This is a genomic window from Winogradskyella sp. 4-2091 (assembly GCF_045765065.1).
GTDB lineage: Bacteria > Bacteroidota > Bacteroidia > Flavobacteriales > Flavobacteriaceae > Winogradskyella.
The window spans coordinates 366,829-390,176 of the sequence record NZ_JBJKOD010000002.1; the positions used below are offsets into that span (position 1 = coordinate 366,829).

Annotated in this window: 19 protein-coding genes; 2 read left to right on the forward strand and 17 right to left on the reverse strand. The window is 34.8% G+C overall.

Annotated elements, in window-relative coordinates; genetic code table 11:
- Position 1: 1 nt before the first annotated feature.
- The 11 genes from moaA to glp are packed head-to-tail and all read right to left on the reverse strand — an operon-like array spanning position 2 to position 7,837.
- Positions 2 to 1,009, reverse strand: a complete 1,008-nt coding sequence (gene moaA, locus ACJBCC_RS03950; RefSeq protein ID WP_299098276.1) for a GTP 3',8-cyclase MoaA — start codon at positions 1,007 to 1,009, stop codon at positions 2 to 4.
- Between the two features lie 2 nt (positions 1,010 to 1,011).
- Positions 1,012 to 1,917 carry a bifunctional molybdenum cofactor biosynthesis protein MoaC/MoaB gene (moaCB, locus tag ACJBCC_RS03955; RefSeq protein ID WP_299098275.1) on the reverse strand — a complete coding sequence of 302 codons (906 nt, stop codon included), beginning with the start codon at positions 1,915 to 1,917 and terminating at the stop codon, positions 1,012 to 1,014.
- 5 nt (positions 1,918 to 1,922) lie between these two features.
- Positions 1,923 to 2,351 carry a molybdenum cofactor biosynthesis protein MoaE gene (locus ACJBCC_RS03960; protein WP_299098274.1) on the reverse strand — a complete coding sequence of 143 codons (429 nt, stop codon included), beginning with the start codon at positions 2,349 to 2,351 and terminating at the stop codon, positions 1,923 to 1,925.
- Entirely contained in the window at positions 2,332 to 3,384 is a 1,053-nt protein-coding gene (locus ACJBCC_RS03965; RefSeq protein ID WP_299098273.1) for a HesA/MoeB/ThiF family protein, read from the reverse strand. The genes ACJBCC_RS03960 and ACJBCC_RS03965 overlap by 20 nt, the downstream gene beginning before the upstream one ends.
- A gap of 2 nt (positions 3,385 to 3,386) precedes the next feature.
- Positions 3,387 to 3,623 carry a MoaD/ThiS family protein gene (locus tag ACJBCC_RS03970; protein ID WP_299098272.1) on the reverse strand — a complete coding sequence of 79 codons (237 nt, stop codon included), beginning with the start codon at positions 3,621 to 3,623 and terminating at the stop codon, positions 3,387 to 3,389.
- 1 nt (position 3,624) lies between these two features.
- Positions 3,625 to 4,209 carry a bifunctional precorrin-2 dehydrogenase/sirohydrochlorin ferrochelatase gene (locus ACJBCC_RS03975; protein ID WP_299098271.1) on the reverse strand — a complete coding sequence of 195 codons (585 nt, stop codon included), beginning with the start codon at positions 4,207 to 4,209 and terminating at the stop codon, positions 3,625 to 3,627.
- Position 4,210: 1 nt separating this feature from the next.
- Positions 4,211 to 5,014, reverse strand: a complete 804-nt coding sequence (gene cobA / locus ACJBCC_RS03980) for a uroporphyrinogen-III C-methyltransferase (RefSeq protein WP_299098270.1) — start codon at positions 5,012 to 5,014, stop codon at positions 4,211 to 4,213.
- A complete protein-coding gene (locus tag ACJBCC_RS03985) occupies positions 5,014 to 5,592 on the reverse strand; it encodes a molybdenum cofactor guanylyltransferase (protein WP_299098269.1) in 579 nt (192 codons plus the stop codon). Before ACJBCC_RS03985 ends, cobA begins: the two co-directional genes overlap by 1 nt.
- The gene (locus ACJBCC_RS03990; RefSeq protein WP_367179552.1) at positions 5,593 to 6,327 is read right to left on the reverse strand and encodes a sulfite exporter TauE/SafE family protein; all 735 of its coding nucleotides are present in this window, start codon (positions 6,325 to 6,327) and stop codon (positions 5,593 to 5,595) included. It lies immediately after the preceding gene.
- 5 nt (positions 6,328 to 6,332) lie between these two features.
- Positions 6,333 to 6,662, reverse strand: a complete 330-nt coding sequence (locus ACJBCC_RS03995) for a winged helix-turn-helix domain-containing protein (protein ID WP_299098267.1) — start codon at positions 6,660 to 6,662, stop codon at positions 6,333 to 6,335.
- On the reverse strand, positions 6,662 to 7,837 hold the full coding sequence (glp, locus tag ACJBCC_RS04000; protein ID WP_299098266.1) for a gephyrin-like molybdotransferase Glp: 1,176 nt from the start codon (positions 7,835 to 7,837) through the stop codon (positions 6,662 to 6,664). The genes ACJBCC_RS03995 and glp overlap by 1 nt, the downstream gene beginning before the upstream one ends.
- A 317-nt stretch (positions 7,838 to 8,154) precedes the next feature.
- On the opposite strand from glp, the gene ACJBCC_RS04005 reads away from it, so the two are divergent.
- Together ACJBCC_RS04005 and ACJBCC_RS04010 are read left to right on the forward strand one after the other, a co-directional pair.
- Entirely contained in the window at positions 8,155 to 10,839 is a 2,685-nt protein-coding gene (locus ACJBCC_RS04005; protein WP_299098265.1) for a T9SS type A sorting domain-containing protein, read from the forward strand.
- Positions 10,840 to 11,006: 167 nt separating this feature from the next.
- The gene (locus tag ACJBCC_RS04010) at positions 11,007 to 12,107 is read left to right on the forward strand and encodes a formylglycine-generating enzyme family protein (protein WP_299098264.1); all 1,101 of its coding nucleotides are present in this window, start codon (positions 11,007 to 11,009) and stop codon (positions 12,105 to 12,107) included.
- Between the two features lie 113 nt (positions 12,108 to 12,220).
- Here ACJBCC_RS04010 and ACJBCC_RS04015 read toward each other — a convergent pair whose 3' ends face one another.
- From ACJBCC_RS04015 to ACJBCC_RS04040, 6 genes are read right to left on the reverse strand one after another with little or no spacing between them, the layout of a single operon-like run.
- Positions 12,221 to 14,059, reverse strand: coding sequence for an arylsulfatase (locus tag ACJBCC_RS04015; protein WP_407556444.1), 1,839 nt, complete (start codon positions 14,057 to 14,059; stop codon positions 12,221 to 12,223).
- 59 nt (positions 14,060 to 14,118) lie between these two features.
- The gene (locus ACJBCC_RS04020; protein ID WP_407556445.1) at positions 14,119 to 15,543 is read right to left on the reverse strand and encodes a sulfatase; all 1,425 of its coding nucleotides are present in this window, start codon (positions 15,541 to 15,543) and stop codon (positions 14,119 to 14,121) included.
- Complete coding sequence (locus ACJBCC_RS04025) at positions 15,533 to 17,074, reverse strand: arylsulfatase (protein WP_407556446.1); 1,542 nt, start codon at positions 17,072 to 17,074, stop codon at positions 15,533 to 15,535. The genes ACJBCC_RS04020 and ACJBCC_RS04025 overlap by 11 nt, the downstream gene beginning before the upstream one ends.
- 4 nt (positions 17,075 to 17,078) lie before the next feature.
- Positions 17,079 to 18,233, reverse strand: a complete 1,155-nt coding sequence (locus ACJBCC_RS04030) for a putative glycoside hydrolase (protein WP_407556447.1) — start codon at positions 18,231 to 18,233, stop codon at positions 17,079 to 17,081.
- Positions 18,234 to 18,243: 10 nt separating this feature from the next.
- Positions 18,244 to 20,034, reverse strand: a complete 1,791-nt coding sequence (locus ACJBCC_RS04035; RefSeq protein ID WP_407556448.1) for an alpha-L-fucosidase — start codon at positions 20,032 to 20,034, stop codon at positions 18,244 to 18,246.
- A gap of 55 nt (positions 20,035 to 20,089) precedes the next feature.
- On the reverse strand, positions 20,090 to 23,218 hold the full coding sequence (locus ACJBCC_RS04040) for a TonB-dependent receptor (protein WP_407556449.1): 3,129 nt from the start codon (positions 23,216 to 23,218) through the stop codon (positions 20,090 to 20,092).
- Between the last annotated feature and the right edge of the window lie 130 nt (positions 23,219 to 23,348).

The following is a 23,348-nucleotide window of genomic DNA, read 5'->3' on the forward strand; positions in this document are numbered from 1 at the left end:
ACTAACCTCCAATAGTAATCATACTTCTATTGTTAGAATGTTGTTTTGGGTCATTTAATTGCTCAAAACTATTCATTCCACCTCGTTTTGGTAATTTTTTATAAATGGCTTTTGCTATAAACTCTTCAATAGATTCTTGGTTTCTTAAAGCGGTTAAAATATCCGTTTCATTATTAGAAAATAGGCAGTTTTTAACTTTGCCGTTGGCTGTTAGCCGAATTCTATTACAACCATCACAAAAAGGATTACTCACAGAACTTATAATTCCGAATTCGCCGTTATGACCAGAAATTTTATAATCTCTAGATGTAAAGTTGTTTTCATTTTCAAGCTTTATCAAATTCTCAGCTCCAAAATGATTTGTGGTTTGTTCTAAGATATCTTGTTGTGTAACAAGTTTTGATTTATTCCAGTTATTACCATCAAAAGGCATAAATTCTATAAACCGAATTGAAATTGGCAACGCTTTCGTCAGCTCAATAAAATCAACAATTTCATTATCATTAAATCCTTTAATTAAAACAATGTTTAGCTTTACTTTAAAACCATTTTCAATTAACAAATGAATATTTTCGTAGGCTTTAGCAAATTGATTTCGTCTTGTGATGTGATTGAATTTTTCAGCATCTAAAGTATCTAAACTCACATTGATGTTTTTGAGTCTGTAAGTTTTAAAATCGTCAATAAATCGGTCAACTAAAATACCGTTAGTGGTAATGGAAAGTGTTGTTTTTAGAGAAGATAAACGCTTCAAAATGTCTCTAAAATCTTTCCTTACCAAAGGTTCGCCTCCTGTTAATCTAATCTTATCTACACCATTCGCCACAAACACTTTTGCAATTTCATAAACCTCTTCTGCATTCATTAAATGTTGTCTTGGTGTTAATTGCACACCTTCAGATGGCATACAATACGTACAACGTAAATTGCATTTTTCGGTCAACGAGATTCTAAGGTAGTTGTGTGTTCTACCTAAAGTATCTGTTAAAATGGCGTTTGGTTGTTGCATTATTAATGTTGCTGACCTTTTAGTATTTTAAAAACATGTGTTAAATGTGGAAACACAGCATCCATAGATTCTTTGGCGCCATTTGTTGAACCTGGTAATGCCAATATTAAACTGTCTCCAATAGTACCGCAAACACTTCTAGACAACATGGCATAAGGCATTCGGTCTTGTCCGTAACTTCTAATGGCTTCTTCTACACCAGGAATTCGTCGTTCTAAAATTGGCTCTAAAGCTTCAGGTGTAACGTCTCTGTACGATAAGCCTGTTCCACCTGTAAAGATGACTAGATTAGAGGTTTCAGAATACAGCATGGCTTTGTTTCTAATGGCTTCTATTTCATCAGGAATGATATCATAATTACTAATTTCAATGTCACTTTGCTTCAATTTTTCAATAATGGCTTTTCCTGCAAAATCTTCTTTTTTACCCTCGGAAATAGAATCTGAACACACAATAACACTCGCTTTTAATTGTGAACGATGCTTGGTTTTAAAACTACTTTTTCCACCGCGTTTTTCAACTAATCGTATGTTTCCTATTTCAATGTGTTTGTCAATTGGTTTCAACATATCGTACATGGTTAATGCCACAACCGAAGCGCCATGCATAGCTTCTACTTCCACACCAGTTTTATAAATGGTTTTTAAGGTTAAGCTGATTTTTACTTCTAAACCTTCAATTTTATAGGTAATTGCCGTGTATTCAATTGGTAACGGATGACAATCTGGAATCACATTGTGCGTGGTTTTTACAGCAAATAGACCAGCCGTTTTTGCCATCTCAAACACATTACCTTTTGGTACTGTATTATTTTGAAGCGCATCAATAGTTTCTTGCTTGCTCACTTTTACAGTGGCTTCTGCTGTTGCCACACGAAGTGTTTTGATTTTATGCGTAATATCTACCATTTTAATTATTTATTAACCTTCCATTGGTGCGATTCATCTTCAAAAATTTCCTTTCCAAATATGGGCACTTTCTTTTTTACAATATTGACTAAATACTCTGTAGCTGCATACACTTCTTTACTGTGTTTTGCCGAAACGAAAACGAAAAAACAGACTTCGCCAGCTTTAATTTCCCCCAAACTATGGTAAATATGCATGCATGTTAAGTTGAATGTCTTAAACGCTTTTTCTCTAATATCGTCTAAAATAGGATGCGCCATCTCTTCGTAACACGTAAAGTCTATTCCTGCAACGGTTTTATCATTTACAACGTCTGCTCGCACTTGCCCTAAAAAGATATTGTGCGCACCAATACTGTGCTTAGTTTGATGTTTTTCTATAGAATTGGCTATAAATGCTGGTGTAATTGGTCCGTTAATAAATACTTTTTTCATTGTTGATCTTTTGTTGCATTGAAATTACACCACCTTCAATATTTTTTACATTTTGAAATTGATGGTTTTTCAATAGTTTAATGGCTTCTAAACTGCGTTTTCCACTTTGGCAGTAAACCGCATAGTTTTCGTTTTTATTTAAATTTTTAATCTTCGATTCTAGAATTGATAAGGGAATCTGAAGACCATTTGAAAGTTCTAATTTTGGGGTTTCGTGCAATTCTCTAACATCTATACATATGACGTTCTGAGAAATAGCCTCATTTACACAAACGGCTTCTATTTTATGGGTTTTATATTCTGAATTAAAAAAGGCTTCATCAATACTTTTTGTTTCAGACTTTTTGAAATTGATACAATTCTGAGAATTATTTAAGGTGTTATAAACCAAAAGTTGTCCTGATAGAACGTCGCCTGTTTCTAAAATCATTTTTATAACTTCATTCGCTTGAAGCATCCCAATTAAACCAACAGTTGTTCCTAAAACACCAGCCGTTTCGCAATTGGATACTTTCGCTTTATCGTTTTTAAACAAACATCGATAGGTTGGTCCATTCTTATAATTGAATACCGAAACCTGACCTTCAAACCTATAAATAGAACCGTAAACAAAGGGTTTATTTGTAATTATACACGCATCATTAATTAAATAGCGCGTTTGTATACTGTCTGTGGCATCGATTATTATATCGTAGTTTCTAAAAAGCTCTAACGCATTCTCTCCAGACAAATAGTAATTATAAATTTCAATATTTACATTAGAATTTAAAGCTTTTAATTGTTGTTTTGCAACAACGACTTTTTGCTGAGTAATAGACGTTTCTGTATACAGAATTTGACGTTGCAAATTGGTTTCTTCAATGGTGTCTCCATCAATAATTCCGATGTGTTCAATGCCAGAAGCTGTTAAATACGGCAAAATTGCACAGCCCAAACCACCAGCGCCAACCACTAAAATTTTTGCGTCTTTTAGTTTTTGCTGACCTGTTGCACCAACTTGTGGTAATTGTATTTGTCTATTATATCTTTCCAAAATTAACCTCCTGCAAATGGTGGTAACAATGCAATTTCATCGTTATCACTTAATTTAATTGTACTATCTATGTCTACTAAATTTTGATTTAATGCTACAGAAACATCAAACGTCTTTAGGTTATACTTTTCATTTAAAAGCGCCAAACAATCTGAAATTTTTAAGTCTGAAACCGTAAGTTGTTCCTCACTGCATTTTGTAGCTTCGGCAATTGCGCCATAATATTTTATAACAGCCATATTACTTTTTTTTGTTAACCAAGTCTCTTGTAACCTGATTCATTTTTTCTACTTTTTCTTCAAAATTCCCTTTAATGGTTTTTCTAAACTCATTGAGATTAAGCACCATTTCGTTGATATCTTCCGGAATGACATCTTCTAAAAACTGTCTAATACGTTTTGCCGTAGTTGGCGATTTCCCGTTAGTAGAAATCGCAATTTTTACGTGTCCTTTGGTAACAATGCCACCTAAATAATAATCGCATTGGTCTGGTGTATCTGCAATATTTACCAATAAATATTTGGCTTTAGCTTCGCGATTTATTTGCAAATTCACATCGAGATTGTCGGTACAACCAATAACCATATGTCGCTTTTCTAAATCTGAAATATCGTAAGCTTTCTCAGTAAGTTTAACCGTTGAATGCTTACTTGCCAAATCTCTTAACTCTTGCATAAATTCTATAGAAATGACTTCTACATTCGCATTTGGGCTCGATTTTAAAAGAAAAGAGAGTTTCTCTAAACCAACATTTCCACCACCAACAATTAAGACATTGAGTTGGTCTACTTTTACAAATATTGGGTATAATTCGTTTCTTTCCATACTATGGATTTAAGTTTAAATTTTGATATATAAAATCGTCCTCTATAAACGATTCTTTAAAATAAGTCAATGCACTTTTATGACCATTAACCACATCGCCAATAATGATAATTGCAGGACTCGTTAGCTGTTTTTCTTCTACAATAGCTTCAATAGTATTTATAGTGCCAACACCGGAATTTTCATCCTTTTTTGTACCATCTTGAATAACTGCAATAGGCAAATTCTCACGATTGTTTTGCTTGTAAATTGAAACAATCTCAGCTAGTTTTCCCATTCCCATTAAAATTACAACCGTTGCTGAAGATTTAGCCGCGAATTTTACGTCTTCAGATAATTTTCTGTTGGATGTTGTGCCAGTAATAACCCAAAAACTTTCAGTAACGGTTCGTTGTGTTACAGGAATACCAATCGCAGCAGGAACAGCTATTGCAGACGTGATTCCTGGAATAATTGCGGTTCTAATGCCAAAGGTTTCTAAATAATCTGTTTCTTCTTTTCCTCTTCCAAAGACAAAAGGGTCGCCTCCTTTTAACCGAACGATATATTCATATTTTTCAGCGTATTCTACTAACAAATCATTGATTTCATCTTGCGAATAAGCATGTGCACCTTTTCGTTTACCAACAAACAATTTAACTGCATTTGGCGCATGTTCTAAAATAGATTCGTTTACCAAGGCGTCGTACAAAACAGCTTTTGCTTTTTTGAGTGCTTTAACTGCCTTTAGCGTTAGCAATTCTGGGTCTCCTGGTCCAGCGCCAACCAATACAACCTTAGGTCTTTTATTTGTGTGTTCTGTCATTATTTTAATTGGCTTAAAGCTGTTAATTCTTCTTTTGTATTTATGTTTTTTACGGCTATTTTATCTTCAGGTTTTATCTGAATGGTATTATAATCCGTCGTTTTTATAAGGTCTAAAAGTTTTAGTTTATTTTCTGAAATTGCAGTTTTAAAAAGAGACGTTACTTGTTTTGAATACATTCCGATTAATGGATAATCGCTTTCATCATCTTTTAAATAGGTAATTGAATGGTCTTGAAAATTATTCAACAAATAAGTATTTAAAACAGCGGTTTTTATATTCGGGATATCACAACTTAAAATCAGATTGAATTCGTTATCTGAATGATTTAATGCTGAATAAATGCCTCCAACAGGCCCTTTGTTTTCATAAATATCTGCAATTAACGGAAATCCAAATTGCTTATAATTTTCATTTTTTGTGACTAAAACTATAGTTTCACTTATTGGAAGAACAGCTTCAATAATATGTGTTACAAACGGTTTGTCTTCATACAAAACAAGTCCTTTTTCTTCTTGCATTCGCGAGCTTAATCCGCCACATAAAATATAAACTGATATGTTGTTTTTAGTGCTCATTTATATCAATGTCAGTTTAAAACAAGCTATTAATAATACAATGGCAAGTATGTTTCTTAAAACCGTATTCGGGATTTTATGACTACCATAAACGGCACCTAAAAAGCCTCCAACAAGTGCGATAGGAATTAATTTGAAGGATTCTACTGAAATGGAATGATTAAACGCATAACCAGAAATACCTGCAACGGAATTCACAAAAATAAAGAGTGCGGAAATTGCTGCAGCTTCTTTCATGTTTCCCCAACCTAAAAGGATGATAATTGGACTTAAAATAATGCCACCTCCTATACCAATCATTCCTGAGAATAAGCCAATAAAAAAACCAATTCCTAAGGCGAAAGGGGTTTTAAATTCAACTTTAGTGGTTCTACTTTCTTTAGAAGAAAACACGATTCTGAAAATTGCAACCAATAAAAAAACAGCTAAGATTATTTTATACACTTGCGCATCGATAGTGATATAGCCTCCTAAAAATGCAGCAGGAATAGATGCCACTGCAAAAGGGTAAAACAGTTTCCATTTAAAATGATTGTGCTTTTTAAAATACCAAAATGAGATTCCGGAAATGAATATATTTAAGATTAAAGCTGTCGGTTTTATATAGTCTACAGGAAATGAAAATGCTGCCATTAAAGCAATGTAGCCACTTGCGCCTCCATGGCCAACACTTGCGTACAGAAATGCAATGCCAATTAAAGCAATAGAAAAAATGACCCATATTTCTGTTGGCATTATCGTCATAATTCTAATTTCTTGTATTCCTCTTCTAAAAAATTAATACAGTTTTGGTTTAAAGTTTCAAATTGAAGGATTAACGATTTTCCATAGTCAGTAACTTGAGTTCCTCCTCCATTTTTACCTCCAATATTTTTCACTAAAACCGGTTGTTCTGCTAGAGTTTCAATCTCATTGAGTAAATTCCACGCTTTTTTATAAGACATTTTTAACGCTTTTGCTGCCGCACTTATTGAGGCTGTTTCATCAACTTGCTTTAATAAATTTATACGTCCGAAACCAATAAATGGTTTGCCTTCTTTCTCAATCCAAAGTCTAGATTTAATCTCCATTATACGTCAAGTTTTATACATGTAACCTCATCTCCTATTTTAACCTCAGCAGTTTCTGATGAAACACAAATCAATACATTGCTCATTGCGTAGGTGTATAACATCGCTGAACTCTGACCTTGAAGCACCTCAACAAATTCGTCTTCTAAATTAGCTTTTAAAAACAGTGTTTTTTGAGATGGATTTTTTATCGCTGATTTACTTTTTGCTATTACTTTCTGTAAGTGATTATTTTTATAACCACACATTTTTCTTAGTAATGGAAGCGCATAAATATAGAAACAAGTCAACGCAGAAGCAGGATTTCCTGGTAATGCAAACACATAAGTGTCTCGTTTTTTGCCAAACCACAATGGTTTGCCTGGTTTTTGGTTGATTTTGTAAAACAACTCTTCTACATCATTTTCTAATAAAGCTTCTTTTACAAAATCGTAATCGCCAACTGAAATTCCACCAGAAACTAATAAAATATCGTTGGCATCTAAAGCATTTTTTATACTCGTTTTAGTTGCTTGGTAATCGTCTTTTACAGCGATAATTTCAATCTCTTTAATTCCTGCTTTTTGCAAGGCTGCTTTTAGCATTACGGAATTGCTTTCGTATATTTTTCCGATTTCTAAATCTGTTCCTGGTTGTTGTAATTCGTTACCAGTAACTAAAATTGCTACGCTTGGTGTTTTACAAACCGAAACCGTTGTTATACCCAAACAGGCTAAAAAACCTATAGCTGCTTCATTTAGTTTAGTTCTTTTTTTTAAAGCTAAATCTCCTATTTTAATTTGCTCGCCCGTTTTACGAATATTAGCAAATTTTGATGGCATTTTTTTAATATGAATAGATGCCTCTAAACGCTCAACATGCTCTTGCATAATAACCGTATCTGCGTTGTCTGGCACTAATGCGCCTGTGAAAATCCGAACAGCTTCCGTTGGTTTGAGGACATAATTAGTAGAATCTCCTGCTTTAGATTCGTCCACCACAGTATATGTTTCTTCTTTTGAAAATTGAATAGCATAACCATCCATTGCAGATTGTCTAAAGGGTGGCATGTTTATAGGCGAAAACACATCTTCAGACAAAACTGAATTTAATGCATCTTGAAGCTGTACTTTTTCAAAAGAAAATGCACTTGGAAAACTATCAATTATATCTAATGCTTGTTTAACTGAAATCATGTTAATTAGAGCGTTATATCTTACCAAACATAACGAATATTTTATATTTAAAGTACAGGTTACTCATATTTTTGTTAAAAAAAGATAACACCCTCTATATACTGAAATAAAACTAGTCACTTTTTAGAGAATTTGAACCTCCTATTAACTGAAAAAACGTACCGCTATTTAAAAATTTCAATGTTACATTCTTTAGTTGTATTACGCTACGTACAAGTGTTTTTACAAGAATTGAGCACGTTTATGATTGAATGAAGCAAGTTGAAATCACTGCAGACACTTATTTTTGAGCAAAGAAACTTAATAGTTAAAATATTATGAATAAACCCTCACTCTTTAAATTAATTGTATTAATAATTACTGGTATAAGTAGCCTTCAATTAAGTGCTCAAACCAATGGAACTTATACTAATGACGGTGGATCAGGAAATGGATTATGGACGTTAGACACAAACTGGACTGCTAGCACAATAGCAGATGCATCAGGAGAAGCAACTATTCAAACTGATGTTGCTTTAAATGGTATGACTGTCGTAGAAGTAGGGTCGGTTAATATTACCACTAACACTGCCCGCACATTTTCTAGTGGTACTTTGCAGCTAAATGGTTCATCTAGTGATTATATCATTAGGTCATGGCCTAGTAATGGAACGACCCTTGACTGTGATGTCATTATAAATGCCAATAACAAGCAATTTCTTATCAGAAATACAGTTAATTCAAAACTAATCTTCTCAGCTGGTTACACTTTAGATCTAGGAAGTAACAGAGTAGATATAAATAACCAATCAGCTAATCCTGTAGAAATTAATGGAAATGTGAGTGGAACGGGTAGTTTTCTTGTTGAAGATGCAGGTTCTAATGGAGGAATGATTTATGCAGCTTCTTCTGATTTTACAGGCTTTTCAGGTAATCATACGACCATTAACAATCCTATTATTTCAAATACTAACTCCGAAATTGTTAAAAGTGGGAAACAAATTCAAGTTAGAAATTCAGGGTCATTTACCGTAAACGTGGCAAATACAATTAATGGTAGTATTAGTAGACATAAAAATGGAATTGGTTTGGTTGGTACCGTAACGTTTAACGCCAATCAAGAAAGCATGGAACAGCTTAAAATTGATCGTGAAGAACTAGCATTAGACTTTGGTGCTGACGTTACATTGGTGCAATTTTCGTCTTATGATACTTCGCCTTCAACTGGAATTCATGGTAGAGTAGATTTAAGAAATTATTTTTCAGGTGTTCTTAGAATTGGAATTTCGGATACTGAAGTATCTCAATCCCTATTAGATACTTGGCTTATTGATGGCGTAGAACCAGCAGATGGTACCATAACGCAGGATGCATCAGGTTATATTAGAGTACCAAGAATTGCTTCGACTACAGCCAACCCTATTGATTGGGAAAACGGCTCTTCTTGGATAGGTGGAGTTGTTCCAACAGCTACAGATAATGTTATTATACAAGGCAATATTCAAATAAATACGGACGTGGTTGTTAATGATTTTGCAATTATAGAAGTTGGAGCAACAGAAAGAGTAAAAGTTGAAGCAGGACATTCTTTAACTATTAATGGAGACGCCATTACTAAAAACAACCTTTTTGCATATTCTACATCTACAAGTTTTGCTAGTTTAATTTTCAATGGAACTGTAAACGGTGATATTCGATATTATAGATATGTAAATGGAGTTTCAGATGGCAATGACCTCATCTCTTCTCCTGTTGATCAAAATTTTTCAACATTAGCTAATAATAATTCAGCTGAATTGGTTTCAAATACAGCACCTAATGAGAACCAAAAATTATTTGGTCCTTTTAATAATGTAAACGGTGTTTACGAAAACTGGGTAACAACTGATGGAGAAATTATAACACCAGGTGAAGGTTATAGAGCCGGAACTATCAATGGAAGCACCATTTATTTCAAAGGAACAGTGCCAGATTCTCCAGTAGCCAACGTGCCAGTTACACTTACAGATGGAGGAGATCCAACGTATGGCCCTTGGAACTTAATAGGAAATCCATATCCTTCATATTTAGATTTTGGTGTCTTTTGGACCGAAAACGAAAGTGTATTAAATGGTGGTAGTGGAGCTTACAAAGCAATTTACGGCTATGATGCAGATGATTCTGACGGCAGCAATTATACCATTTGGAATGCAATCAATACAACTTCTGATAAAATTACACCAAGTCAAGGATTTTATGTTAGAACAGTTTCAGGTGGAACTGTGACTTTCACTCCTGCGATGCGAACGCATGGAACTTCTGAAGATTTTATTGCTGGTAGATCGTCAACATTAAATCCTGTATTATCCGAATTGTTTTTATCTAATGGAGCAAATAATTATAACACAAAAATATACTTTGCTGAAAACCAAACACGTGGCTTAGACCCTGGATATGATGCCGGTACTTTTACAAATTCAACAAGCGGTATATACACTAATCTTGTCGAAAATCATGCAGGTGTAGAGTTCGCTATTCAGGTATTACCTTACGATGATTTTAATGACATAATAGTTCCTCTTGGCGTTAATAGTGAGTCTGGCACACAATTAACAATTGGTTTAAATACTGAAACCACAACAATCCCTTCAAATATTAACGTTTATCTTGAAGATAACGCTACCAATACCTGGACGTTATTGAATAATAGTGATTATGTATTTACACCATCTGATGAATTAAACGGAACTGGTAGATTCTATATCCATTATTCAACAAATGCACTATCCGTAGATGATAATTTGTTAAATGGTTTACAAATATATTCTAACCAATCATCTAAAACCCTAGTGATTAAAGGACAATTAAATTCTGAAACTTCAGCCGTATTATATGACATGCAAGGTCGATTAGTATTTCAAAATATTTTGAATGCGTCAGACACTACAAACACTATTAACGTTGGCAGCCTAAAAACAGGGGTTTATATAGTAGAGTTAATAAATGACACTCAAAACCGAACTCAAAAAATTATAATTAATTAAAATAGAACAGACTTCTAATTTTAAGACTAGTTCATAAAATAAAAACCGTAATATCTTGTTCATATTACGGTTTTTTCTATTATTTAGTTTTACTGAAAATTATTTAGTTCATGCAGACAAACCTCAAAGCACTATATTTAAACAAAATCAATATGTATCTAAAATCCATGAAAAGTTCATTTGCTCAAAATGTTGCCTTACTATTATTACTTACAGCGGTTTTCAGTTGTAAAAGTGAAGTAAAGCAAGACCTTAATAAAACAGATAAAATTAATCCTGTAGAAACACTTGCAATACCTGATGCTCCCGAAGGCATGGTATGGGTAGAACAAAAAACCTTTTTACAAGGTGCCAAAGATGCTGATCAATACGCCATGCCGAGAGAAAAACCAGCGCATTGGGTTACTGTTGATGGTTTTTTTATGGACATTACTGAAGTTACCAATAAGCAATTTAAAGCTTTTGTTGAAGCCACCAACTACGTTACTATTGCAGAACGTGAAATCGATTGGGAAGAAATGAAAAAAGAACTACCTCCAAATACACCAAAACCTCACGATTCTATTTTACAACCAGGTAGTTTAATTTTCAATAAAGATGTAAACGCCGTTGTAAATATGCAGAACTATGGCCAATGGTGGACATGGAAAACAGGAGCGGATTGGAAACACCCTGATGGCCCAGAATCAACTATTGAAGATAAAGATGATTACCCAGTAGTCCATGTAGCCTATGAAGATGCTTTAGCGTATTGCGAATGGGCAAATCGACGTCTGCCAACCGAAGCGGAATGGGAATCTGCTGCCCAAGGAAAAAACACAAACACCATATTTACGTGGGGAAATGATGCTGCTCAACTCGATGTGAATGCCAATACATGGCAAGGTGTTTTCCCTACAAGAAACGAATCCATAGATGGTTTTGAATTTATTTCACCTATAAAATCGTATCCACCAAATAGTATTGGACTTTACGATATGGCTGGAAATGTATGGGAAATAACCAGTGATTTTTTTAATGTAAATTATTATAACGAATTAGACAGCTCTAAGACTATTGAAAATCCTACAGGAGCTGAAAGACATTTTAACCCAGATAATCCTTATCAAGTAGAACACGTGATGAAAGGAGGCTCTTTTTTATGTCATGCCTCTTACTGCGCAAGCTTTAGAATATCAGCTAAAATGGGTGTTTCTGTAGATTCCGGATCCGATCATATGGGCTTTAGAACCGTAGCAACACCAGAGATGTTGAAGTCTGAAGATTAAAACGACTATTTCACATATAACACTAAAAAAAGGGAACGTTAGCTTTCCCTTTTTTTTATTATATAACATGATTTTTATAGCGCTTATGTCGTAAAGCGAAATCTACTGAAAGATTAGTCTATCACAGAAAAGCCTTTAGAAACTCTAGTAACTCTCATATAAAAAGCACCCCAATCTTCACCTTCTTCAGTGGTAAACCAAGCACTCATATCCGTTTCACCCTCAGTAAAGTTACCTGTAAAGCTTATCACTTTAGCATCTTTATCTACCGCTTTGGTTTGCTCCCATGCTCCAATTTTTACACCACCAGATTTGAAATTCATAGTTCTACCATCTGCAATAGCCTCGGTAGAAATAGTACCTGCCTTACCTTCAACAGTGGCATTAATGGCTAAATTAGCTTCAAAAGGCCATCTACTCAATTCAATAGTATAGGTTCCCGATTGCTCAAAGGCTACAGTAAACTCGCCTCCCATAGGGTTCTTTTTTGCTTCTCTAATAAAATTCTGATTCCATGGAATTTTAGAATCGTGTACATGGGTATCATGACAGGTTAATTCAATAGGATTCTGCTGATCTGACCCTAAAACTATAATAGGAAACTGGTTAAATTCTGTTGAAACAGAACTCCACCATTCGTTATAATATCCACGCATTTGCTCCACTTTCTCTGGGAACTGTGCGGCCAAGTCATGCTCTTGTCCTGGATCTTTAGACACATCATACAATTCCTTCCCGTTAACCAATCGCATTTTGTCTGCCATCACGGCACTTTTTCGCCATTTAATAGGGCTCTGTACACGTTGCGAATCAGTAATAAGATAATCTCTTCCAATGCTCTCTTCTTCACCTAAAATAAGTGATGAAATATCAGAACCATCGATTTCCTTTTGGCGTTCTGGTAATTCTAAATCACACAACGTGGCTAAGGTTGGTAAGATATCTAAATGCGCCGTAAGCGCCTTAACATCTCTTCCACCTTCAATATTTTTTCCAGGATACTTAATAAAAAATGGCACACGGTGTCCACCTTCATATTCACTGTTTTTTGTGCCTTTCATTCCTGCATTATAACCGTAAAGTTGCCCTTTAACTTTCTTATATCCTGAAGCCGTTCCGTTATCAGTCATAAATATAACAATGGTATTATCTGCGATGTTTAAGTCTTCTAATTTCTTCTGAAGTTTCGCGACATTATCATCCACGTTGGTAATCATTCCGTAGAATATTTTTTGAAACTCCGGAATGTCTAAATCTTTGTATTGGTTATAATAGTCCTCAGGAACATTATATGGTAAGTGTGGCGCATTTGTAGAGATATACGTAAAAAATGGTTTATCCTTATGCGTTTCAATATAATCTATAGCCTCATCAAACCATACGTCGGTACAATAACCTTCGTACTTTGTAGGCAAACCATTTTTAAAATAGGTATCATCAAAATAATCATTATCCCAATAATCTGGTGTTTGGCCTACTCCACCTCCACCATGAGTGATGGTGTATTCAAACCCTTTATCTTGAGGTCTAGAAGGATAAGTATCTCCTAAATGCCATTTTCCAAACATCGCGGTTTTGTAACCATTTTCTTGAAACACTTCGGCCATAGTCACCTCATCATCTCTTAGAATTGACACGCCACCTATGGTATGCCAAACGCCAACTCTATTAGCATATCTTCCGGTCATTAAACCAGATCTTGAAGGCGCACAAGTAGGCCCAACATGAAAATCGGTTAACCTTACCGATTCATCATGAAGTTGATCTAAAGCTGGTGTTTTCACCAAAGTGTTACCATGAGCACCAAGATCTCCATAACCTTGATCGTCTGTAATAATAACAATCACATTAGGCTGCTTTGTTGTTTTCTTAGTTACTGTTTTTGATGATTGAGATGTACATGAAAATGCAAATCCCATAAGTGCCATTAATACTATTATTTTTTTGTTCATTTCAATACTAGTTTTTGAAAGTCTATGGTGTTATTAAATTATTATTAAGCGTTATTTAGTTATTCTGGAAGTTCTTTTTTCCATTCGTACCAAAGCTGTTTGAACTCATTAACACGTTGTTGATTCGCTATAGCGACATTATTGTTTTCCTTTGGATCTTTAGAAATTTGATAGAGTTCTTCTCTTTTTATTTTGTCGTTAAACAATAGTTTCCAATCGTCTTTTCTAACCGCTCCTTGTGCCCAATGATTGGTATTTTCTCTAGGGAAACGCCATTCCCAAAATAATGGTTTTGTTCTTTTAAAACTATTGTTTTCTATAATTGAACTGATATCTTCTCCGTCAATAGCATAATCGTTTGGTAATTCGGTTTGTGCTAAACTGGCAAAGGTTGGTAATAAATCTACAGTTGAAAGCACACTGGTAGAATCTACTTTATTTTCTTCAACATGATTTTTCCATTTTACAATAAAAGGCACTACCACACCACCTTGAAAGATATCGACTTTCCGTCCTTTTAAACCTGCTGTAGAACCTGCTTCTTTAGAAGGTCCCCAACCTGCAGGACCATTATCACTTGAGAAGATAATTAGTGTATTCTCATCTAATCCAAGCTCTGAAATAGAGTCTAATAAACGCCCGATATGATAATCGGCATCCTTTAAAACCGCATAATAGGTTTCTTTACTTGGCGACAAGCCTTTAAACGGTTCGCGCTGTGCATCGGAAGGCCATAATGGTGTATGCGGATCTTTTAACCAAAGGTTGACAAACATCGGTTGCTTCCCTTTATTCTCCTTTATAAAATCTATGGTTTCGTCTACAGCTATTCTGCTTGAACTTTGCACCCAAAGGGTATCTTTATCCATAAATCGTGTGGTTGGCCATTTTTGATCGCCTTTCCAAGTGGGTCCGTTCCCGTTCCAAACTCTTGTTTCATCATAACCATAGTCTTTTGGTTCTGGTGCTGAAGGATCGCCATGAGGTTTACCACCACCTCCTAAATGCCATTTCCCAAAATGTGCTGTTTTATAACCTGCATTTTGTAAAGTTCGCGGTAGATAAACCGGAAGGGAATCGTTTAAATAATTTGGCATATGACGTTTGGCATTAACTTCGTTTCCTGCAAAGTGTGCATGAACACGATGTCTTGCCGGAAAATGGCCTGTTAAAACCGAAGCTCGACTTGGGGAACACACACCACTTGTCACATGAAACTGGGTGTATCGTGTGCCTTCAGCTGCCATTTTATCTAAATTGGGCGTTGCAACTTCTTTATTTCCGTACACACCTAAATCACCATAACCCCAATCATCTGCAAAAATAAAAATGATGTTTGGTCTTGCACCTTCTGTTTCAGCTACAGTGGCATTATCAGCTTCAGTTTTCGTCTTCGTTTCAATACAAGAACTCATGATGATGGCCACCCATAAAAGTGTGATCTGTTTTAAATAACGCATTCTCATTTCGGTATTAATTTTCAAACGTTTCTTTTTCTTGTTCGTCACGTAATGCTGCAGCTAACTCCTTCACCTTTTTAGGGAATTGAGATGCTAAATTGGTGCTTTGTACTATATCATCTTTAAGATTGAATAGTTGCACCGTATCCTTAGCGGTTTTAAAACGTTGTCCTTCTTTAAACCATTTTGGTATTCTGGTATGATAACCATCTTTATTATTAATGTATAACCAATCTCCTTTTCTAATCGCATATTTAGAGGTCCGAGTATTGTGAACAATTGTTTCTCTTACGGGTTCATCGGTATTGGTTAGCCATACTTCAGAAAAATTAAAACTATCATGCTGAAACCCTTTTGGCAAATCACTTTTTGTAATAGACGCTAAAGTATTTAAAAGGTCTATCTGACTAAATAATTGCGTACTCTTAGTTCCTGGTTTAATATGATTGGGCCATCTTACAATAAAAGGCACATGATGACCACCTTCATAAACATCTCTTTTAACACCTCTAAAAGGACGCGAACTATCGTGGTCGTAATTTTTAATACGGTCGTAAGCATAGCGCTCTGACCCATTATCTGACGTAAAAATAATGATGGTATTGTCATCGGCATTAATAGCTTTTAAAGCCTTTAAAATTTGCCCGACCGCATCATCAGTCTGATATACAAAATCGCCATAAGGGCCTGCATTACTTTTTCCTCTAAATGCTTCATTCGGAATTATTGGTGCATGTGGAGAAGGAAACGCCATATACAAAAAGAAAGGATCTTTGGCTTGTTCTTGATTTTTAATAAAAGTCACAGCCTTGGTCGTCACCGTTGGTAAAATCTTGTAAAAATCCCAATCTTCAACGGCAGGTCCTGGTCGTAGTTCCCAATTCCCTTCTAATGCAAAATCTTCTTTAGGATGCTGTAATGTTATTGTTGGTGCTTCTGTTACTTTATCATTTTCTATCCACGTGTAAGGGGGGAAATTAATAGTACCATCACCAAAATAAGAATCAAAACCAACTGACAACGGTCCGTTAGGAATAGATTTTCCCCAATCGTAAGCATGTGCTGGCCAAATTTCAACGTCTTTTTTGCCATGCTTCGCTTTTTCTTTTTGAGTAACTGCTTTATTTCTAATCGCTTCCCAATTCCAACCCAAATGCCATTTACCAATAGCTGCGGTATGGTAACCGTTAGTGTTAAGAATACGAGGTAAGGTTACTTGATTTTCCTTAAAAACAGATTCGCCCATGGCATGTACAATATCATTGAAATCTCTCCAATGGTAACGACCCGATAATAAGGCATATCGACTTGGTGTACACACTCCTGAAGAACTATGCGCTTCTGTCATTAACAGCCCTTCTTTTGCTAATTGATCTAAATGAGGTGTTGGGATTTTAGACTGCGGATTTTGAATCGCTAAATCACCAAAACCCATATCATCAGCATAAAATATGATGATGTTGGGTTTATTAACTTGAGTTGTTGGTTTTGTATGTTCTTGACAAGCCGTTAAGCACACCAACAGTATCATATAAAAGTAGGCGCTCGTCTTCATGGTTTTAGCTTTCTTTTTTCCAGTCAATGGTGGCTTTCTTGTTTTCTAAATCGACCCAAATACTAGCATGCTCATAATTTCTAGTTAAAATCCAACCGTTCACTTGCATCACATCTAAAGGCTTACCTAAAGGTTTATCAAACTCAGGGTACCATTGAAGTGATCCCATACTTAAGCGATAGCCCCAATTATAACTAATATAAGAATGTTTTTGTGCACCGGCTAAAAAAGAAGCTAATGCGAAAGTTAGATGCTTTTTAGATATTTCTTCTTTTTCCTTTTCAGATTTAGCCATAAATTTTTTGCTTAACCACGCATTTTCTGGCCATGTCTTAAACACCACAATTTTTCCACTTTTACCTGCTTTTTCCATTTCTTGAATATCCTTAAGCATACTTTCTTTGGATTTGCTATTAAAATATCCAAAATGCTCAATCATTATGGCATCGGTATAATCTGGAAAATCATTTTCGCTATTTCTAACAGGCGTAGAACGAATACCATTATAAACGATTAATTTATCATTACCAATTTTAGCTCTCGTTTCTTTAATTAGATCTTTTAAGCCTTGTTGAATTGAGTCAAATTTTTCAGTTCCCCACAATTTTTTATTTCCAGGATTGGTCACTTGGACTAAACCGTCAAAGAAAACACCATCTATATTTTCATTATTCAAATTGTCTTTAGCGACATCAGACCACCAATTTCTAACCTCAGGATTAGACAAATCATATCGTTTAATTCTTTCGTTTTTTAAGTCTAACTCTCCAGTTTTTGTTTTAAGCCACCAATCAGATTTTGTTTGATAATCTTCATGCGCTTTATACATCTTATAATCCAAAAATGCATTCCAATAAAACACGACTTTCATGTCTGGATTAAGCGCTTTTAACACTTTTGCATCTGCCGCAATAGTTTCTTCAGAATATTTGTATTTTGGAAAGCCATGAGCCTTTTCTAATACTGTAAAATTGGAATGCAAAGCAATAAATTTGGCTTCCTTTTTAGTTAAAAGATCCCCTTTTTTTCCAAAGTGAAATGCAACAGGAACCTTATCCCAACTAAATTCTGGATAATGCTTATCGTCTTGAGAAAAGGCTGTTTGAATTAAAAACAAACCCATTAAAAGTAGACTTTTGTGTAGAAACGAAAACTTCATGCTATTTCTATTACTTAATTGGTAAAATCTTAATCGATTTTAAACTTGAGGTTTGTACATCGCCTTCAACTAAAGACGTCTTTATGATATGATTTCCTGCTGTTTTAAACTCTAATATCCCCATTCTGCGGTACGCGTATTTATCAGTAGCCGCTTGTTGATTTTGAACCTTGACACCCTCATCTGTTGTGGTTTTCCAAACTAAACGTCCTTTACCTTTATACTCTAAATCTAGATAATAATAGCCAGGTTCTTGAACATTTACGTCCCAACAAACCATACCATTTTCTTCCCAATTACTGACTTGATTAGCATGTTTCCATTCGCCAAATTTTTCCATCCAGCGTACGTTTTTTTGCTCTGCACCTTCTACTATACCAAACTCGGTTAACAACCTTGTTGGAACATTTGGATAAATCCCTAAATGGGTTTCTACAACTGCTGATTTATCCTTAAGTTCTACTTCTATTACTGAAATTAATTCTTCTGGCGCTTTAAATGGCACGTCAATTACCAACCAATCGTTTTCCATTTCATAGGTTAAAGCACTGCTTTTATTACCATCTAAAAGTGAGATTTTCTTCACTTTAGATTTTAAACCTGGCAAATATAATTTACCATTTGTAGGCCACTGCCCTACAGATAAATAAAGCGACTTATCATTTGTTGTAACATCTCCCCATGGTAAAGCATAACCCCAAGGCGAACTTCCGGCATCATACACAACTTGTGGATATTTTTGTATCCAACGCCCAGATTCTTGTAAAAACTCGATGCCTATATTGGGAATCGCACCATTACTATCTGGACCCACATTAAATAAATAAGATCCTCCACGAGCGACTGTTTCTATAACACGACCTAAAATCTTCTTTGGGCTTTTAAAGTTGTTATCATACCAGGCATATGACCAAGAATCGTTATTGGTATCACATGTTTCCCAAAGTCCTTCTACATTACGCGTTGGCACTTCCATATCTCCAATACTAGCATAGTCTCCCATACCATAACCTACACGACTACACATCATCGCATTAGGTTGTAATTCTCTTACCATATCTGCTAATTCTACCACATACTGTTTTGGCATATCACCAGGCGTATCAAACCAAACGAAGTCTATGTCTCCATAATTAGTGCATATTTCTTTTACTTGAGGTTTACACTTATTATAAAAATAATCCTTGAAATCTACTTTATTTCCGTTTTCATCGACTTCTGGACCTCTAGTTCCTCCTGGTGCCGTCCAATCTTGATTATGAGAATAATAGAATCCGAACCCAAGGCCTAATTCTTTACAAGCCGCAGATAACTCATGCATTGGATCTCTACCAAATGGAGTAGCGTCTACTATGTTAAAATCACTAGCTTCAGAGTCGAACATAGCGAACCCTTCATGATGTTTACTGGTGATAATAATATATTTCATACCTGCATCCTTAGCCAATTGTGCTATTTGTTTAGCATCAAATTCCACAGGGTTAAAGGTTTTAGCCGTTTCCTTATATTTTTCTGGTGCGATATTGGCCACACGCTTGCTCATTAACCATTCGCCAATGCCATAATAGGTTTTGTCTTCCCATACACCACCAAGATTTGAAAATAAACCCCAATGAATAAACATACCGTAGTTACCTTCATCAAACAACTTTGCTTTCCCACTTTTTAAAGCATCACCAGAAACTGTAGTTTCTCCCCACATTTCTTCCATTCCCTTTTTGTTTTTGTCTTGAGAATGAATATTTGTAATACCTATAAGTATTACCAAAACGGAAAAAATTAAATGTCTATTCTTAATCATATGCCTATTATTTTAATTCTTTTGACCTGAGGTTCAATCAATTATTACTTCTAGATTACAATCTATATCTTAAGCCAATTTTCCAAGTTGGAGTTCGGGTGTAATAAGACGTAAAATTTTGCGGATCGTCACCAATATATCTTCGAGTGTCTTCTCCGGTAAGATTACTTACACCTGCACTTGCTTGTAAGCCTTTTATAATGTTATATTTTAAATTGATTCCTAGAAGTGTAGTACCTTCAGTATAATGTGCTTCATCTGCACGTGAAGAACCTATTCCTCCTAAATTACTTAAATAATTACTTCTATGAGCAACGGTAAATCTCAAGGAGAAACCATATTTTTCATAATAAGCAACAGTATTAAAATTATGTTTTGAAGTCCCTGGAAATCCATTAGTGGCATCACCAACGGCTCCATCAAAATTACTTTCAACAAAAGAATAATTGGCTCTTACTCCGAATCCACTTAAAAATCCTGGCAAGAATGTAAAATGCTGATTAAACCCTAATTCAAATCCATAAAGTTGCGCATCAGTTATATTAACAGGTGTAGAAATATCAAATAATAAATCTTGTTGATTAGCTGGTAATTCTACTCCCAATGCTTCTACACCAGGATAGGCTTGGTCATTTAGAGTTTGCCTTCCAATATAATTTTTAATATCCTTGTAAAAGATACTGGCAATAACGGCACCTCCATTTTTACTATATAATTCAAAGGTGGTATCATACATCCAAGCGGAGTAAGGCTTCAATTCTGGATTCCCAGAAGTAATAGTACCTCTGTATAAACTTGTTCCTAAATTAGGTTCGTAATCTGGTGAACTGGGATCAAATATAGCAGATTGAGGATCTAAATACTCCACCTCATTACTTGGCATCATATCTCTATATTTTGGTCGTGATGCACCTTTGGCAGCACTTAATCTTATATTAAAGTTTCTTTTTAATTTAAAATTAGCATTAAAACTAGGTAGTACGTCCCATCTTGAGTTTTCTACCTCATGATATAATGCACCATTGACAACATTGCTAGTTTCAGCAATAGGATCAAATACTTCTACTCCAGTAAAACCTCTAGACTCATTTATTGTATTAATGGCTCTCACACCAAAATTTAAAATTACAGGCACATTTCCTAAATTTGCTCTGGCATCAACTTGCCCATAAGCAGAATAACTTTTTTCTATAGCTCCATAAGATTTTGAAGGATTAAATTGTAGATCATCAACATTAGAGACGATTTCATCCATTGGTGTATCAAAATTAAAAACGCTTCCACCATCTAAATTATTATAGCCTGGAGTTAAATCTAATACCGCATTTCCAGGAATATTAATCCATTGATCTAAGCCTGTTCCTCCACCTAAAAAATTACCTGGAACATAATAATTATCAATAGAAATAAGATCTGTAAATTGCTGTTGTTGCGCGTCTGTATAGTCACCATATATATCATCTGCATTTGCTTGAGCTTCTCTTGCTTCAAAATCCGTTATTGCTGCTCTAGCTCCTAGAGTAACTTTTGCTTTTTTATTTAATTCATACTCTAAATCTAATCTTGATGCATAATTATAGCCTTTGGTTCTAATATGACGCTTTGCTGCCGATATTAGAGAAAATTGAGTTGGGTCTAAAATTTCATCTGGTATTCCATATTGAGGAAGATCTCCTCTTAAATCCAAGCTAAAAACACTGTTATCATAATCTTGACCTCGCAATCTAGACGTTATTTGGGTTAAATTTTGGAAAAAATCTAAATTAGAATATGACATATCAAAACTAAGATTCCACTTATCTGATTCCGTATATTTAGTGTTTAATCCGATAATATTATTTGTAGTGTTATTATTATAAAATTGATTTTTGTTTTGGATATTTACTCTTGAATTCTCCGCACCAGCGGCATCGATAAAGGCTAAATTATTACCATTAAAAATAAGACTTCCTGGTGTAAAGAAATTTTGCGAGCCTAACAAACCATTATTGTTACCACCTGCGGCCATTGACATTTGAAATTGTTGTCTATCTGAAGCGGCTCTTAATCGTGTTAAAGTATAATCTAATAAAAATTCTAATTTCTCGGTTGGCTTATATTGAATTGCTGTTGAGATCGCCAATTGTTCTCTACTATCGTTTCTTAAAACATTATTAAGTGTTGCTGGGACTAAAATATCTTCGTAAATATTTTCACCAGCTTCAAAAGCACCGTTGCTATCAGTATCTTCATAAAACGTTACATTTCTATACCCTCGCATACCTGCTTCTTCACGTTGCCTAAAATCATCTGCATACACTATGGAAACAGCAGCACCTAAATTATCGCTTATTTTTCCACCAAATACTCCTGAATATCTTTGATCAAAATCTATATTCTCAAAATCCGCTTCACTATCTCCTCTTAAATTAACACTAGCAAAATATTTTTTACCCTTTTTATACCTTTTATCTAAAGGTCTTAAGGTTTGAAAATCCACAGAGCCTCCTATAGCTGTTGATAACTCTTTGGCTTGAGTAGTTTTATGAATTCGTGCTCCATTTATAATTTCGGTCGGTATAACGTTTAAGTTAAATTTACGAAAATCTGATTTACCTTCATTTCCTGCCGAGATTGGCGAACGCCCATTCATTGTAATTTGAACAAATTGTGGACCAATACCTCTAATAGAAACCCGATCACCAGATACACCATCGTCGTTACGTTCTATTTGCACACCTGCAACTCGTTGCAAGGCATCTGTTATGTTACTATCTGAAAAACTCCCAATATCTTCAGGTGTTATAGCCTCAATAACCGTTGTCGCATCACGCTTTTCCTTAACGGCCCTTAATTGTGAACTCCTTATACCTACATTAAGGACGACTTCATCTAAAGCCTCAGAATCCACTTCCATCTGAACATTAATTACACTTTTACCGCTTGAAGAAATTTCTACTGTTTTATAACCTAAATAATGAAACTCAAGAATGGCATTTGAATTTTTTAATGTAATAGAATATTCACCATCCATATTAGACATGACACCATTTTTAGTCCCTTTTTCAATAACACTTGCTCCTGGCAATGGTACATTCTCCTTATCTGTGATTTTACCTGTTATTTCTTTGTCTTGAGCAAAACCAAATGCACACTGCATTACTAATATTAAAAACAATAAACCTTTAAAATTATTTTTTTTCATGACGTGATAAGTTAGTTTGTATGACTACAAATATGTACCAATTAACGTTAATCAACTTGCTCAGTTCGTTTTTAAATTTTCTCAAATCAATCAAAACCCTTCCTACCTATACCTTTCAACAAATTTGAAA